The following is a 16,076-nucleotide window of genomic DNA, read 5'->3' on the forward strand; positions in this document are numbered from 1 at the left end:
TTACACACATGAAAATATTAATTTTTTTAGCGTTACTTAGCACACCTTTCTTTTCCCAGGCTGAAGCTGGTGGAAACGAACTGTTAGAGCGTTGCCAGCTTGCTGTAGATATTTTTGACGGCAAAGAGCTGAAAGAAGGAAGCGACTGGAAGGCGCATAGTTGCGTAGCATACATAACAGGCCTGACTACTATGAATTCACTCTACTCCTCAGATGAATTTAAAAAGAAAGATAATAAATATTTCTGCAGACCTCAAGGTGTAACGAACTCACAAGCTGTCAGAGTGGTATTAAAGCACCTAAAAAACAACCCTAAAGATTTACACGAATCAAGGACTTTCTTGGCGGTACTTGCTTTAAGAGAAGCTTTCTCTTGTAAGGTCTAGCTGCTGCTGAGCTTTCTATTCAAAGAAAAAATGCAATATACTTGTATTCAAATCCTGATACTTCCGATTATTCCCCATGATCAACAGATGGGCGAGCCGTGATAGCTCAGGTTTTTTTATTAACCCGTTAAAGCCTCTGCTCACAGCTTGATTTAGGGTTTTTATTAAAGTAGTTAATCTTTAAGGCTTAGAAAGCTTATCTATCACTCAATAGGTTTACCTTTATAATGAACACCACCTATACCATTGTCGGCATCTTGATCCTTTGCAGCATCTTTTATTGTGCTAAGCAATTAATCAAACGTAGAAACCACAACAAAATGATCCTTGCCAAGCAAGCTGCCCTCGCTGTTGATGATACTATCGATGACTATATCAGCATCAGCTTGGCTGACGGTGGTCGCGTTACTAACGCCTACGGCGACACTATCAGGTATGACACTTCGACTAAATAATACATCGTGATCTCTTTTGTCAGTTTTTGGATTTATACTTTTATCAATTCCTTTACTTCTCTTCTCTCTTATAAACATTGTTCAGCATGTTTTACCTTTACATAAGGTATTTAAGTAAAACCTAGCATAGTTAATTGATTGAATAAAAAATAATGAAATTATTATTTTCCCCCTATCTAAATGACTCATGACTTTTATCTTTAGTACCTCAGTTAGTACCAAGAATAAGATCACAAACAGAACTATACAATTATAATCAACAACTTAAAGAACAAATAAAGATGACCCCCGCTCCACCAAAATAAAGACCGTTTTTAGTCCATTAGTTATACCTAGTAACTTTTAGATTTGGCCATAGTCTGGCAACAGGCTATGATAAAAAAAACCGCTTAATTGCGGTTTTTTTATGTCTAAAATTTACAAAACAACATGCACTCAAAATATCAATGACTCTGCCCCCTGATTAGACCCCTTTGATTACATAAATTAAAGAACAAGCAAAAAGCGAGTAATAAACTTAGTTATGTCGCTTATACTATGAAATATAAGGTAAAATAGTGGCAAAACATTCTACTTAAAAGAAATAATGGCAAATTTTAAGACTCACTTCAATATAGCGGCTGCTTGTACAGGTATTAGCTCTGCAGTGCTATTATCAGCCGGTCATACTGACATCAATACAGCATTATGGTTGTGGTTTTTAGGCACTATCGGGGGATTGTTACCTGATATTGATTCCGACAACTCGACATCACTTGATATTATTTTTAATATATTTACCGCCGTCATTCTGCTGATGGTTTTACGCTATATTACCGGAGAGCACTTTAGAGAAATCCGTTTTATTGAGTTGCTGTTAATACCTTTAGCCGTTTATAGCATAATGAAATGGCTGATAAGACCATTATTTGAAAAAGTGACAGTTCACCGAGGCAGCTGTCATTCTCTGTTATTTCTTATTTTATGCGGTCTACTAACAACCCAGCTAACTTGGATATTCAATAACGAATATGCCACTAAGTCGGCTATCCTTGCCTTACTTTCAGGTGGATTTGTTTTCTTTGGCGGGCTTATTCATTTAATTTTAGATGAAATATACAGTGTTGATTTAAGTAATATCCGCATTAAACGCTCTTTCGGTACAGCCCTGAAAATAGCCTATTTTAAAAGTAAAAGGGCAACGTTTATGATGTTAGTTGCTAGCATCGCATTAGGCTATATGCTCCCGGAAACTGATACAACAATGAATTTATTAGCAGATTGGTCAGCTTTTAATTTCTACTAAGCAGAGCACCAGTAGATTAATACTATCAATGGGGTCAGAGTTATGAAGTTATTATGGGTGGCTTAATAAAAAGTTTTGGGTGGCTTAATAAAAAGTTAGTTATTATGGGTGGCTTAATAAGTTCTACCAAAATAAAGACCGTTTTTAGTCCATTAGTTATACCTAGTAACTTTTAGATTTGGCCATAGTCTGGCAACAGGCTATGATAAAAAAAACCGCTTAATTGCGGTTTTTTTATGTCTAAAATTTACAAAACAACATGCACTAAAAATATCAATGACTCTGAGCTCTTTGATTACAAAAAGTTAACAAAAGTTAACTATGCCACCCATGATAACTCTGTAAAACGATAACAAAAAATTAGCATTAAATTATTGATCTTTTGATACTGCCAAAAGGTCAATAATTTAGTAACTGAGCCATTATCTTATCAATCCCACTATTATTGCAGGAAATCATGAGTTTTAAGCAAGTAGAGGCTGTTTTTTGAAAACGTATAGTTTTGCTAAGCGCTATTCAAACAAGCCTGGGCGTTAACGATGCCATGTACTCGTTTTAAGCCAACATGCGCAGTAAATTCACTCAAATGCTCCGCGGTGCCAACAGCACCAGTGAAAATCCCTTCAAAGTTTGTGGTGAGCTTTAACCAACTCTCATCGTTGATGTGCAGCCGTGACAGTATCTGTGCGGTTTTAGCATCGATAGCACCACGTTTATCTTCTCTTATTACGCGACCTGTTTCATCTACTAGGGTTAAATAATCCTTCAAGCTAAAGCTGATACCTGAGGCTTTATCTTGATGTTCATTGCCAGTAAAGGCTAATAAGGTTGTCGGTTGCTCGCCCTTTATCGCCGCTTTGATACGAAGTTGAATACTGGTAAAACTCGATTGTTCAGGTGTTGGCGCAATGCCCGCACGGACTGGATTTAAATCTACATAAACCATACAGGACAGTAAAGCGCCTTCATCGAGCAGGGCTTGAGATTTGAAGCGCCCTTCCCAAAAGTGGCCGGTACATTTGTCTTCTTTATTCGCTTGTCGAGCAATAGGCTCATTTAAAGCGCGCATAAACCAACTGATATCGATTAAGCGTTGCTTATAGACCTGCGCTGTTTCTTCAACCATTTTCAATTCGAATTCAGTTAATAGTTGTTCTCGCTGATATTTTCTGGTCAAAATGGTGCCTTTAAACAACTTATGCCAACGAGACAATACATCTAGCGTAGACCAACTTTTCACCTGTTCACTATCAACATGAAGGACTAAATGTAAGTGATTATTCATGACAGCGTAAGCACAAATATCAATAGCAAACACCTGAGATAATTGAAAAATACGCTGTTCAATCCAACTACGTCTGTGCTCATAGCTAACACCCGTTGCTTTATCAACACCACATAAAAAGGCTTTTCGAACGGTTTGACTGCAAATATGATAATACGGCGTATCAGATAAACTGATTTGTTGTGAACGAGGCTTAGGCATAACAATCACCACACTTATAAAAGGGTAAATTAAGTGTAGTTTATTGTTTTAAATCTGAACAAGTTATTTTGGGTGGCTTAATTAAGCTGGGGTGGCTTAATTAAGCTGGGGTGGCTTAATTAAGCTGAAAAGATAAGTGTCGACAAGCTGGTTTCTCAACTACGACAAAAAGAGTTAAAAAGAATAAAAGGTTAGTTGATCCCAAAAAACGCCTTAGTAGGGATTATAGTGGCAGTTAACTTTTTAGGTATAGTGATAGGTATACTGAATAAATTAGAATTAGGATTTTAATTTATTATTTATAATTCAAGCCTTACAGTTCCAATTAGACTTCCCCCGCCCACCCAAATAAAGACCGTTTTGACCGATCAGTTATACCTAGTAACTTTTTGGATTTGGCCATACACTAGTAACAGTTTATGATAGAAGACCGCTTAGTTGCGGTTTATTTATGTCTAAAATTTACAAAAAAAACATGCACTAAAATATCAATGACTCTGCCCCCATTGATATTGAAGGAATATATACTACATATTAGAGACCACACCTGAGACAAAAAAAGACACTAAAACGTGTCTTTTTTTATCTCTTAGATCTCTCTAAAATTTTCAATTAGCCTGTTTTATCAGGCTAACTTTTTACCCCATACGATGCAGGGCACAAATTTTATTGCCTGATGGATCACGTAAATAAGCAAGGTAAAGATTACCAATTGGCGCACTTCTAACGCCTGGTGCGTCTTCACAAGCAACACCACCATTAGCAACACCCGCCGCTTGCCATGCATCGGCTTGCTCAGGAGACGTAGCAGCAAAACCAATAGTGCTACCATTACCATGACCGGCTTCTTCGCCGTTTATTGGCTTAGTTAAGGCGAGAATTCCGTTATCAGTAAAATAAAAGCACCGACCTTTCTCGTCCATTACACCCGGTTTATGGCCTAGTTCACCTAAAATGGCATCGTAAAATACTTTTGATGCTTTTACGTCGTTCGCACCTATCATGATATGACTAAACATTTAATTTTCCTTTTTAATTGAACAAAAACACCAAGAGCGTTAGCTAAATTTTTGAATACTTTAGCTAACGCTTTGGTCTCTAAAACTGCCTATAGCATGCACGACAAGCAGTTAATAACACAATAAAAAATTTGCATAACTTATAAAGATTATAACTTATGTTTTAGCCAACAATCTTAATTCCTGGCTTTTAATTGACCTGTTGAGCCACAACTTGCCAAGTCTTAGCTTGGCGCTTGACGGCATAAACATCAATATACAACAAGCAAGCAGAAGGTTTAACTCGTCTTTACTTTCAGTTATCTATACATCATTTGTTAATACATCTTCACTGTTAGCACTACGATTTTCTGCTATCCACAAATAAAACACCGGTAACACGAACAAGGTGAAAAATGTGCCAATGGCCATACCGGCAACTAAAATAATACCTATGCTATTTCTTGCCTCTGCACCAGCGCCTGTGACTAATACTAGCGGAAAATGGCCCAGTATGGTTGCCGCTGTGGTCATTAATATGGGTCGTAAACGTGTCGTTGCTGACTCAATAACGGCGTCAAATTTGCTGTTGCCTGATTCTTGTAAATGATTGGCGAATTCGACAATTAAAATACCATTTTTCGCGATGAGTCCCACTAAAGTAACTAAGCCAATTTGCGAGTAAATATTGATCGTGGTTAACTCCAAAAAGGGTAGTAATAATGCCCCCGACAAGGCTAATGGCACACAGCCGAGTAATATCACTAACGGGTCACGATAACTATTAAATTGAATCGCTAATACTAAGAAAACAATGACTAAAGATATTGCCATGACTGTGATTAAACTATTACCTTCAGCACGGATTTGACGCGACTCACCGGCGTAATCTAAGTTGTAGTTATTGGGTAACATATCAGCCGCTGCTGACTCCAACGTTTGTAATGCCTGCTCTTTTGTTACCCCAGGTAATATTCCCCCATAAACCCTAAACGAATTTTGTTGACCAAACGAGCCTAAGGTTCTGGGCACTGTGCGATATTTAATTTCAGTAAATGCCGATACCGGTATTAACACACCCGCAGGTGTTTTCACGGTTAGGTTTAATATTTTTTCAGGTTGTGAGCTGATATTATCAGCGACCATGGGAATAACCCGATAGGCCTTGCCATTAGCATCAAAGCGATTGACATAATTGCTGGAAAGATAGGTTGATAACTGGCTACTCACGTTAGCCACCGTCATACCTAGGTCAGCAATTTTATCTCGGTCTATTTTTAGTTCAACTTGCGGTAAATCGATTTTTAAATCCGTATCGGCATAGAGAAATTCGCCACTTTGAAATGCCGCACCCACAAGTTTGTCAGCGTACAATTTCATTTCACTGTAGGGCGAAGAAGACTTAACCACCAGCTCAACATCAAACTGCCCGGCGGTAGGCAGTGGTGAAGGTAAAATAGGTAACAAGTTTAAACCTTCAGAGCTCTGTAGACGCCCATAAACTTCAGGCAGCATTGCTTGAATGCTTTTATCTCGTTTATCATTACTGACAAATTCAAGACCGCTAAAACCACCGCTACTAAATATTATCTGCCATATCTCTTTGCTACCCTCAGTTTCTAGCAAGGTTTTAGCGACACTGGCGACATTATCTTCACTGTATTTTAATGAGGCATCGGGTGGAGATTGTACAATAATAAAAACGCTGCTTTGATCTTCAGTCGGCGCTAGCTCTTTGGCTGACATTAGGTAAAAAGGCACAATTAATAACGAAACAATTAGGGCAAAAAAGAACAACTGTCCTTGCCAGTGAAAAGTTTTTGCTAATAATCGACCATAAAAATTTTGTAAATGCTCAAATGCGTGGTTAACCTTAACGGTTAATTTACTTTCTTTACCGCCTTCACTTGATACATAAGCACTCATGATCGGTGACAAGGTAACGGCAACCAAGCCAGAAATGAGTACGGCGATAGCCAAGGTAAAGGCAAACTCTTTAAATAAAACCCCGGTTAAGCCTGATAAAAAGCCAATCGGTATATAAACTACGGCCAAGGTTAAGGTCATGGCAATAATTGGCACCAGCAGTTGTCGAGAGCTCATCAGAGCCGCTTGTATACGCGGCACACCAGCGCGCATATGTCGGGCAACGTTTTCAACCACCACAATAGCGTCGTCTACCACTAAGCCAACCGATAAAACGATGGCTAATACGGTGAGTAAGTTCAAACTAAAGCCCATCATCCAAATAGCGGCAATGGCGCCTAAAATAGAAATAGGAATGGTTACTAAAGGCACTAAGGCCGCTCTAAATGACCCCATTAACACCACAACAACAATACCAACTAACACGATAGTTTCCATCAGTGTGGTGATAATTTCTTGTAGCGCATCTCGCATATAAAGTGTGCCGTCGTAGGCAATATCTATTTTAATATGCGGTGAGGCGGCATTGATTTCATCAAGCACTTTATAAAGTTCATCGCCAATGGAAATTTCATTCGCACCCGGTAAAGGCCAAACCGAAATATAAACGGTATCTTTACCATTAAAACGCGCGGTAGCCGTGGCTTGTTCCGCACTATACTCAACCCGCGCAACGTCTTTTAAATACACTAGCGCGTTATCGCTGTGCTTAACAATTAACTGTTCAAACTCACTGACCGACGACATTTGTGTATTAGCCACAATATCGATTTTTTGCCGCGCGTTTTCACTATAACCTAAGGTTGAGATACGGTTATTATCAGCCAAGGCTTGATACACTTCATCAGCACTAAGATTGAAAATATTTAATTTGTCAGCATCAAGCCAAACCCTCATAGCTGGGGTTCGGGCGCCTTCAATACCGACCTTTTGTACACCGTCAATATTGTTGATAATTGGGTTAATTTCTCGTGTAAGGTAGTCGGTAATTTGCGCGAGTGTTGAACCTTCTGATACCACATTAAGATAAAACACGGCGAAAGGTCTATCGGTTCTTGTTACTGTCACAAAAGGGTCTTCTGCACCCGCCGGCAACTCAAATTTTATTTGATTAAGGCGAGTGTTTAGCTCAGATAACGCATCTGTGCTATTTTGATTAAGCTTAAGCCAAGCTGTTACTTTACTTTGGCCTGAGCTAGTGCTTGATTCGACAAAATCAACCCCAGGAACGGTTGACGCTACTCGCTCTACTGGGTCGGTAACAAAACCTTTAACCACATCAGCAGAAGCACCGGTATAGTTAGTGGTTATTTCCAGTGAAGCCCCTTCAATTTTAGGGAATTGTAATACCGATATCGCATTAACCGCCCATAAACCCACCAAACAAATAAATATCGATAATACGGTGGACACTACAGGTTTTCGAACAAAAACATCCATGAGATGTTTCGATGAAGATAATTCTTTTAGCATGACTATTCCTATCCGCCTAAGTTATCTTGATCAAAGTCAGTTTTTAACCCTTGGCGCAATTTAAATGCCCCTTTGGCGGCGATCAAATCATCTACCTTGAGTCCTTTAATCACAATAACTTGATCGTCGATTCTATCGCCTAAGACAATTTTTTCTCTGCTCGCGCGATAATCGCCTTGCTCATCTTTAATCAATTTAAAAACATAATCACCCAGCTGATCACGCACAATCGCCAAGTTTGGCACTGTGATGACAGATTGTGCCGGCATAATGGGTACGGCAACTTTAACTAATTGGTTGGGTTTAATATCCAGCGCTGAATTAAACACCTTGGCTCGATACTGAAGTTGACGAGAGTCTTGGCTATATAAAGACGCTACTGAACTGATCATGGCTTCACTGCTAGCGCCGGTCGAAGCCGCATCAGCATTAACGGTAATTTCAACGCTGCTATTTACCGGTAATTGTGCATAGCTTTGTGGTACCTTAAAATCTACCCAAATATAGTTTTCAAGACCGAGCAAGTCGGTAATGTCAGCGTTTTTATCAAGAAACTGCCCAAGATTAATATTATGAATACCGACACTGGCAGCAAAAGGGGCCGTAATGATTTTTTTTGCGATAATGGCTTCTAAACGCGTCGTGTCAGCGCTAGCAATGCTATATTCTGCTTGTGCTAAGTCGACACTTTCTTTACTGATGCGACTTGCTTTTTCTAGCGTGATATAACGCTGCAGTGTGCGTTTTTTTAATTTCATCGTCGCCTTAGCTGAGGCCAATGACGCTAACTCTTCACTATGATCTAATTCAACTAACACTTGGCCTTTTTTAACCCTATCGCCTGAGGCGATATTAAGTTTGCTCACCTTGCCAGCCAGTTCATTTTTCAAGGTGATATATTTAACCGCTTGCCCTTCACCAATGACAGATATTTGTTTTTGGTAAGTAACACCTTGCGCCCGAAAAGCTTGTACTTTCGCACTAGGCTCAGGTCCAGATTGCATTTTTTCGCCACCTGACAATGACGCTTTATAATAAAACAAGCCAGCCACAACAGCAGACACAATAACCACAACAATAAACCAACGGATTAATTTCATAACGCTTTCCTAAGGTAAAATATCGCCACAATCCATGCCGACGACAGACCTGTAAAAATGTTTCACAGGGTATGACCTCAATCACAATTGAGGTCGATAATTAATTCATAACATTTCTATCAACACCACGGATAACCTAACCTTGCGCTAATAGTGAGAATGCTGAATATAAAGAATGCTAAAAATGACTAAAAATGACTAAACTTCAATCAGATTAAGTGTAAACAAAAACGGCCATTATTTTGTCATACAAAAGTAAAAAGCAAAAGACAATACGCCTAACTAAGCACGTCATTAAATGATTGCTCACTTGTGCTCATTAAACTTAATAGCACGGGTATGTTTTTTAGTGGTCTGCTATCACATCAATTTAACTTACGTTAATATACCCGCCCTACTTCAAGATGCAGTTTCAGGGCTAAATAGTGAAGTAAAGTAGGTATGTCACCCTGAAAATTTCTTAATCGCAAATTACTGGAGCACCTTTTGCTTAAAAAACTTACGCTTTTATCGGCAACAATCATAACAACTTATCTTTTATCATTAACCATCAGTCTCTTGGCTACAGCGAAAACTGCGCCCGTAAGCCGTGTCGCGCAAACAACGGCTGACTATGCTGTTGCGACCTACCAAGATGATATGCTAAATAGTTTACGTGCGCTGATTAAGCACAATACGGTTGCCAAAGAGGGAGTGTCAGTTAATGACAATCCGGCTCACATTGCCTTTAAAAAAGAATTGAAAAAACAAGCGCAAACACTCGGCTTCGATTATCTCGACGATGGCTATGTGGTTATTATTGGCTTAGGTGCCCAAAAAGAACGCTTGGGTATTATTACTCATGGCGATGTGCAACCCGCTAACCCAAAAAAATGGCAAAAATCACCTTTTGAACTTGATATCACCACAGAGCCGGGGCGATTAATTGGCCGTGGTACTGAAGATGATAAAGGCCCAATCTCAACCGCTTTATATGCCATGAAGGCGATTAAAGATAAAAAAATAGCACTGAACAAACGTATTGAGTTATACATTTACATGGCGGAAGAGTCAGACTGGGAGCCACTGAAAGCTTATATCAAAACCCATGACTTACCACAAACCAATATCACCATTGACGCCGAATACCCTGTGGTTATTGCAGAAAAAGGTTATGGCACCATTAAGTTAGTTTTTAACAAGCAGGAAAAGCCAACAATATCTCCGTATGTCAGTGAATTTAGTGGTGGCTTCTTTGGTAGCCAAATCCCTGAAGATGCCAGTGCAACCATAGAAAACGCCAATATTGTTTTACTCCAAAGGTTAATACGCAAAGCACGCAGTTACCAAGATATCAGCTTTGATCTTGAACTAAAAGACAGCACCTTAACCATTAATGTTTTAGGAAAATCAGCGCACTCTTCAAAACCTAATGATGGCGTAAATGCTATTCCCTACCTTGCTGATTTATTGTCTAGCACGCGTTGGGTAAATAATGGTCCAGGTACTTTGGTTAACTTTATCAATGACAATATCGGCCTAGGTTTAACAGGTGAAAAATTTGGTAACATTGCTTATCAAGATGATTTTATGGGCCCAATGACCGTCTCCCCTACCGTGATAAAACAGCATGATGAAAGCCTAGAGCTAAACATTAACTTGCGCCGTCCACAAGGCAAGAGTCAACAGCAACTTAATGATGAAATACACCAAGCAGTGCAGAACTGGAATAACAAATTTGATGCTGACGTTAAAGAGTTAGAACATTATATTGGCGACCCTTTTATACAAAAAAATGCCCCACATATTGATACCTTGTTAGCGGTGTTTACCCATTTCACCGGTATTAAAGACGCTAAGCCTATTGCTATTGGCGGCGGTACAAATTCACGTTTATTTCCTAATGCGGTTAGTTTTGGCCCGTCGATGCCCAATACCGAATACACCGGCCATTCTGAGCATGAATTTATTACTATGGAGCAGTTTGTTTTAAATTTGAAAATGTATACCGCGGCGTTAGTCGAATTAGCTAAATAAATATAGAAAATAGCGGTCAGTAGAAACTGCCAGTTAGAAGCTGTCAGTTAATAGCTGTCAGCTTTCAGTTTACTTGTCTGTTTGTTTACCGGTTGACACTGAGGTTTCAGTACAGCAATGCTGCTCGTTTTACCCTTGGTTTGTCTTTAAGTAAGCTAATAGGCTTGGTATTTAGCACTCGTCGCGATATTATTTAACAAAATAATTTATGTATTAGTGCTATGAAAAAAGTTTGTGTGGTTACCGGTGGCAGTTCTGGCATTGGCTTAAGTATTGTTAAGCTGTTTTTGGCGAAAAATTATCAAGTGTTTAACCTCGATATTAACGAGTCAACATTTGGTGATTTTTGCCCTTGTGATATCACCAAGGTTACCGATGTCAGCCAGATTATTGCTGATATTGCCAAACAAGGCGCTATCGATGTTTTAGTTTCCAACGCCGGCATACATTTTTCAGGCTCGATTGAAAACACCAGTGAAGCGGATTTAGAACGCGTTTTCAATATTAATGTTAAAGGTGCTTACGCCGCCATTAAAGCGGTTTTGCCCGTAATGAAAACTCAACAAAACGGCGCGATAATTTTGATGTCGTCAGATCAAGCATTAATTGCCAAGCATAACTCTTTTGCCTATAACCTCAGTAAAGCCGCGCTAGCCTCAATGGCGAAAACTACTGCGCTTGATTACGCGCAGTTTAATATTCGCGCCAACGCCGTGTGCCCAGGCACTATAGAAACCCCGCTTTATCATCAGGCGATTAATAATTATTGTGAAAAGTCAGGAGCTAACAAAGCTGACGTGCACGCAGAAGAAGCGGCACTGCAGCCTTTAGGTAGATTAGGACAAGCGGAAGAAGTGGCAGAACTGGTGTACTTTCTGGCCTCAGATAAAGCTAAATTTATCACCGGCAGCTTGCAAGTTATCGACGGCGGTTACACAGCGCAATAGCGTTAAACTCAATTGAATCACTACTATAAATAGAAATGAAAATAATCGATCCTCATCTGCATTTATTTGATCTCAATAAAGGTAACTATCAATGGTTAAGATCAGAAAACCCGCCTTTTTGGTCAGATAAACACCTGATAGCGAAAAACTTTTCTGAGCATGACCTAACGCTAACCTCGCCATTAACACTGGCAGGCTTTGTTCATATTGAAGCAGGTTTTGATAATCAGCAACCTTGGCGCGAAATAGCTTGGTTAGAAAACACCTGCAACATGCCCTTTCGCAGCATAGCAATGCTAGATATTACCCTACCAAAATTGAAATTTTTACAGCAAGTGGACAAGCTAATGCGCTATCAAAGTGTGGTCGGCGTTCGTTATATTTTAGATGACGACGCTTTAGCCATTCTTAGCGATAAAAACAGCCAAGATAACCTAGCAAGCTTAGCCGAATACAAACTCATTTTTGAGCTGCAAATGCCACTAGCAAACCATCAGGCCGTTGATAGTTTACTTAACATATTATCACTAACACCGCATTTACAGCTTTGTATTAACCACGCGGGTTGGCCAACAGAAGATAAGGTGCAACAGGCCAATTGGTTAAAAAACCTTAAACGCTTAGCTAGCTTTGACAATATTTTCATCAAATGTTCTGGTTTTGAAATAACCGATAGAGCTTACTCACTAAGTTGGCGATATAAAATCATCCGTCAGTGCATCGACATTTTTGGTGTTGAACGCGTGATGCTAGCCAGTAACTTTCCGCTATGCTTGTGGCATGCTAGCTACCAAGAAACTTGGTTGGCTAATACTCAAGGTATAAGTACTGAGCTTATAAAAACAGAGCTTATAAAAAAAGAGTCTGAATTTGCCTATAGCCACGAACAGTTACAGCAATTATGCTTTAGTAATGCGCAGCGTTTTTACAAATTTCTATAACGGCTGAGCAAGCAGTAAGCGCTTATACAAAATATAACTCGCAATAATGGCTTGTTTACCGCAAAATAATTTCTCATTCATCTCTATCTAGGTAAAACCATTTCGTTTTAAACACTTATGGATGCATTTGATAAAAAAATACTGAACATATTACAACATGACTGTACCGCCTCTGTGAGTGATGTTGCCAGCCAAGTGGGTCTGTCAACAACCCCATGCTGGCGACGTATTCAAGCGATGGAAAAGTCTGGCATTATTAAAGGTCGCGTAGCACTTGCCGATCCAGAGCAACTTAATGTCGGCTTAACGGTATTTGTTACCATTAAAACCAATCAGCACAATCCTAAATGGCTTAGTGAGTTTAGAAAGGTAGCGATAGATTTTCCGGAAATTTTAGCGTTTTATCGCATGAGTGGCGAGATAGATTATTTGCTGCGTGTGGTAGTGCCCGACATGAAAGCTTATGACAGCTTTTACCAACGCTTGATCACACGGGCAAGTTTTGCTGACATCAGCTCTAGCTTTGCCATGGAAGAAATTAAATACACCACAGCCCTACCCATTGACTATATCTAAGACCAAAGAGATCAAATTAGCTATCAGTTTGAAGTATTGAGCTGTCAGTAAAATCAAACAAACAGCTCTTTCTTTTTAACTGAAAGCTGACAGCTCCAAACTGACAGTTTTCAATGGGCTATATCTAATACCAAAGCGGTTAAGTTTGCAGTACTGAGCTGTCAGTAAAATCAAACAAACAGCTCTTGCTTTTTAACTGAAAGCTGACAGCTTTCAACTGACAGCTAATCTTTTTAACCCCTTATTTCAAAGCATTTACGGTCACATTAGGTGAGCGTTTAACTATTTCGTCATTAAGCTCAATGCCAATGCCTGGGGTTTCAGATACTTCAAAAAAACCATTCACAGGTTGTGGGTCTTGTAAACATAGCTCACGGTTCCAGTCTTTAATGGCATAAGTATGATGTTCATGAATTAAAAAGTTTGGAATCGCGGTTTCAAGATGTAAAGACGCCGCTGTAGCCACTGGCCCTCCACAAACATGGGCCTGAATACGAATATCGTAAACGTCGGCATAATCACACACTTTTTTAGCTTCGGTAAAGCCACCACATAAGCCAATATCAGGTTGTAACACGTCAATACTTTGGTCTTCAAAATAAGGTCTTACGTCCCAACGGTGATACAAGCGCTCGCCACCCGCAATGGGCACGTTGACATTGTTAGCCACTTTTTTATGTACTGCCGAGTTTAGATAATTCACTGGCTCTTCGTAGAACATGCAGCCAACTTCTTCAACAATTCGCCCCATTTGAATCGCTGAAGCCGCACCCATTAATGAATGCGATTCAAAAATAATGTCAACGTCTTCACCCACGGCATCACGAATGGCGCGCAGGCGATTACCAAATAAGCGCATTTGTTTTGGGGTAAATAATTTAGTGCGATCAAATGAAGAACTGCCATCATGGTTATAAACAATCGGATCAACTTTTACCGCGTCATAGCCTTGTGCAACGGCTTTTAATGCGGCTTCTGCATATTGTGCAGGTTCAATAAGCTTAGTGATTTTCTCATCCCAATCAAACTGCAATTGGCTTGCATAGGTGCGCAACTTTTCATTAGTTTTACCGCCTAATAATTGATAAACCGGTAAGCCGAGTGCTTTACCTTTTATATCCCACAAAGCGGTATCTATCGCACTCATGGCCGAATAAAGCACCGGGCCGCCACCTAAACCCCAAAAGCTTTCTCGTAGCATTCTAGACCACAATAATTCGGTATTAAAGGGATTAAATCCTATCAGTATCGCTTCACTAATTTCTTTTAGCATCGCCGCTGCAGCACTGTGACCCCAGTCATAAGCAAGACCTGCTTCACCCACTCCAGAAATACCTTCATCGGTATGTACACGAATAAATACTGGGTTCCAACCTGGACGTTTTGGACATTCAATATCAAAAATTTCTACATGAGTTACTTTCATTATGCTCTCTTTACATGTTTTTTAAATGCGCTGCTAAAATCACTACAGCCATGATATTCAGGGTTATAGCGCGAAATTTGGATCTTCTTTATAGACTCTACGTAACATCGCCGGCCAAGCTTTTTGCCCACCGGTTAGTCCGGTATGCACTATGTTTGCCTGCGCTTTAATGCCATCAACAATACTTTGGTCAACCAATAGGGGCTTCATACCCGTCGACATTACTTGTACTTGAATTTGACAAGCTCGTATTAAATCATACATATGCATAAAAGCATCACCTATGGTTTTACCCATGGTTAAAGCACCATGATTACGCAATAACATGAAATTTTTATCACCTAGGTCTTGCTGTATACGCAACTTTTCATCGTCGTTAACCGCCAAACCTTCATAATCGTGATAACTAAGTGAGGCGAGTGCAAACATTGAATATTGGCTAATAGGCAATAAGCCTGCTTCTAAACTCGCCACCGCTATCGCTTCATTACTGTGCACGTGCAAAGCACAAATATCGTCATGACGCACGGCGTGAATAGCACTATGAATGGTAAAACCTGCGGGGTTAAACTCAAACGGGCAGTCAGCATCAACTATCTTGCCCGTCATATCTACTTTAACTAAATTCGACGCGGTAATTTCATCAAACCGTAAACCAAAAGCATTAATCAGTACATGCTCGGTACCCGGAATACGCACCGAAACATGGGTGTAAATTAAGTCATCCCAGCCATGTAAGGCAATCAGTCGATAACATGCGGCTAAATCTACTCTGAGTAGCCATTCTTGTGCTGATACTTTATCTTTTAAATCAATTACGGGAACTGCTAACATCAGCCTTTACTACCTTTTTCTTGAAAAATAATATCGAGGGTATATTTGTTATAAACCTTATCCTATGATGGCATAGAGTGAAAGCTCCAGATATTATTAGTTATACCAATCTCACTAATTATCTGATCATTTTTACTGGTTAAAATAACCCACTACTGCGTTATTTATTTAATAATTAGAACAACTAGTTATTAAAATAAATGCCTTATATTTGGCCATTTTTCCTG

13 protein-coding genes are annotated in these 16,076 nt (G+C 39.6%); 7 read left to right on the forward strand and 6 right to left on the reverse strand.

Going from position 1 to position 16,076, the window contains the following annotated elements; genetic code table 11:
- Positions 1-8 precede the first annotated feature (8 nt).
- From H4J54_RS08610 to H4J54_RS08620, 3 genes are all read left to right on the forward strand, one after another.
- Complete coding sequence (locus tag H4J54_RS08610) at positions 9-386, forward strand: Rap1a/Tai family immunity protein (protein ID WP_182190482.1); 378 nt, start codon at positions 9-11, stop codon at positions 384-386.
- Between the two features lie 227 nt (positions 387-613).
- Entirely contained in the window at positions 614-841 is a 228-nt protein-coding gene (locus tag H4J54_RS08615) for a hypothetical protein (RefSeq protein ID WP_182190483.1), read from the forward strand.
- A 586-nt stretch (positions 842-1,427) separates the two neighbouring features.
- Complete coding sequence (locus tag H4J54_RS08620; protein ID WP_182190484.1) at positions 1,428-2,126, forward strand: metal-dependent hydrolase; 699 nt, start codon at positions 1,428-1,430, stop codon at positions 2,124-2,126.
- 505 nt (positions 2,127-2,631) lie between these two features.
- On the opposite strand, the gene H4J54_RS08625 is transcribed toward H4J54_RS08620, so the two are convergent.
- The 4 genes from H4J54_RS08625 to H4J54_RS08640 form a co-directional block, all read right to left on the reverse strand.
- A complete protein-coding gene (locus H4J54_RS08625) occupies positions 2,632-3,612 on the reverse strand; it encodes a transposase (RefSeq protein ID WP_182190485.1) in 981 nt (326 codons plus the stop codon).
- A gap of 638 nt (positions 3,613-4,250) precedes the next feature.
- Positions 4,251-4,631 (reverse strand): VOC family protein, encoded by a 381-nt coding sequence (locus tag H4J54_RS08630; protein WP_182136493.1) that lies wholly within the window; start codon positions 4,629-4,631, stop codon positions 4,251-4,253.
- A gap of 303 nt (positions 4,632-4,934) precedes the next feature.
- The gene (locus tag H4J54_RS08635; protein WP_182190486.1) at positions 4,935-8,009 is read right to left on the reverse strand and encodes an efflux RND transporter permease subunit; all 3,075 of its coding nucleotides are present in this window, start codon (positions 8,007-8,009) and stop codon (positions 4,935-4,937) included.
- Between the two features lie 8 nt (positions 8,010-8,017).
- The gene (locus tag H4J54_RS08640) at positions 8,018-9,109 is read right to left on the reverse strand and encodes an efflux RND transporter periplasmic adaptor subunit (RefSeq protein ID WP_182190487.1); all 1,092 of its coding nucleotides are present in this window, start codon (positions 9,107-9,109) and stop codon (positions 8,018-8,020) included.
- Between the two features lie 486 nt (positions 9,110-9,595).
- Here H4J54_RS08640 and H4J54_RS08645 point away from each other — a divergent pair, with 486 nt between their 5' ends.
- The 4 genes from H4J54_RS08645 to H4J54_RS08660 all read left to right on the forward strand — a co-directional run bounded on the left by H4J54_RS08645 (position 9,596) and on the right by H4J54_RS08660 (position 13,589).
- Positions 9,596-11,125: a dipeptidase gene (locus H4J54_RS08645; RefSeq protein WP_220464111.1), complete on the forward strand. Its 1,530-nt coding sequence runs from the start codon at positions 9,596-9,598 to the stop codon at positions 11,123-11,125.
- Between the two features lie 221 nt (positions 11,126-11,346).
- Positions 11,347-12,072, forward strand: coding sequence for an SDR family NAD(P)-dependent oxidoreductase (locus tag H4J54_RS08650; protein ID WP_182190488.1), 726 nt, complete (start codon positions 11,347-11,349; stop codon positions 12,070-12,072).
- A 35-nt stretch (positions 12,073-12,107) separates the two neighbouring features.
- The gene (locus H4J54_RS08655; RefSeq protein ID WP_182190489.1) at positions 12,108-13,013 is read left to right on the forward strand and encodes an amidohydrolase; all 906 of its coding nucleotides are present in this window, start codon (positions 12,108-12,110) and stop codon (positions 13,011-13,013) included.
- A 117-nt stretch (positions 13,014-13,130) separates the two neighbouring features.
- A complete protein-coding gene (locus tag H4J54_RS08660; RefSeq protein ID WP_182190490.1) occupies positions 13,131-13,589 on the forward strand; it encodes an Lrp/AsnC family transcriptional regulator in 459 nt (152 codons plus the stop codon).
- A 241-nt stretch (positions 13,590-13,830) separates the two neighbouring features.
- Here the strand turns inward: H4J54_RS08660 and H4J54_RS08665 are convergent, their stop codons facing one another.
- Complete coding sequence (locus H4J54_RS08665; protein WP_182136498.1) at positions 13,831-15,015, reverse strand: mandelate racemase/muconate lactonizing enzyme family protein; 1,185 nt, start codon at positions 15,013-15,015, stop codon at positions 13,831-13,833.
- A gap of 63 nt (positions 15,016-15,078) precedes the next feature.
- On the reverse strand, positions 15,079-15,849 hold the full coding sequence (locus tag H4J54_RS08670; protein ID WP_182190491.1) for a class II aldolase/adducin family protein: 771 nt from the start codon (positions 15,847-15,849) through the stop codon (positions 15,079-15,081).
- Positions 15,850-16,076: the final 227 nt, after the last annotated feature.

The organism is Colwellia sp. MB3u-8 (assembly GCF_014076985.1).
Taxonomy (GTDB): domain Bacteria; phylum Pseudomonadota; class Gammaproteobacteria; order Enterobacterales; family Alteromonadaceae; genus Cognaticolwellia.

Coding starts and splice junctions, on each gene's coding strand:
- H4J54_RS08610 (WP_182190482.1), top strand. CDS start 9: ATGAAAATATTAATTTTTTTAGCGTTACTTAGCACACCTTTCTTTTCC.
- H4J54_RS08615 (WP_182190483.1), top strand. CDS start 614: ATGAACACCACCTATACCATTGTCGGCATCTTGATCCTTTGCAGCATC.
- H4J54_RS08620 (WP_182190484.1), top strand. CDS start 1,428: ATGGCAAATTTTAAGACTCACTTCAATATAGCGGCTGCTTGTACAGGT.
- H4J54_RS08625 (WP_182190485.1), bottom strand. CDS start 3,612: ATGCCTAAGCCTCGTTCACAACAAATCAGTTTATCTGATACGCCGTAT.
- H4J54_RS08630 (WP_182136493.1), bottom strand. CDS start 4,631: ATGTTTAGTCATATCATGATAGGTGCGAACGACGTAAAAGCATCAAAA.
- H4J54_RS08635 (WP_182190486.1), bottom strand. CDS start 8,009: ATGCTAAAAGAATTATCTTCATCGAAACATCTCATGGATGTTTTTGTT.
- H4J54_RS08640 (WP_182190487.1), bottom strand. CDS start 9,109: ATGAAATTAATCCGTTGGTTTATTGTTGTGGTTATTGTGTCTGCTGTT.
- H4J54_RS08650 (WP_182190488.1), top strand. CDS start 11,347: ATGAAAAAAGTTTGTGTGGTTACCGGTGGCAGTTCTGGCATTGGCTTA.
- H4J54_RS08655 (WP_182190489.1), top strand. CDS start 12,108: ATGAAAATAATCGATCCTCATCTGCATTTATTTGATCTCAATAAAGGT.
- H4J54_RS08660 (WP_182190490.1), top strand. CDS start 13,131: ATGGATGCATTTGATAAAAAAATACTGAACATATTACAACATGACTGT.
- H4J54_RS08665 (WP_182136498.1), bottom strand. CDS start 15,015: ATGAAAGTAACTCATGTAGAAATTTTTGATATTGAATGTCCAAAACGT.
- H4J54_RS08670 (WP_182190491.1), bottom strand. CDS start 15,849: ATGTTAGCAGTTCCCGTAATTGATTTAAAAGATAAAGTATCAGCACAA.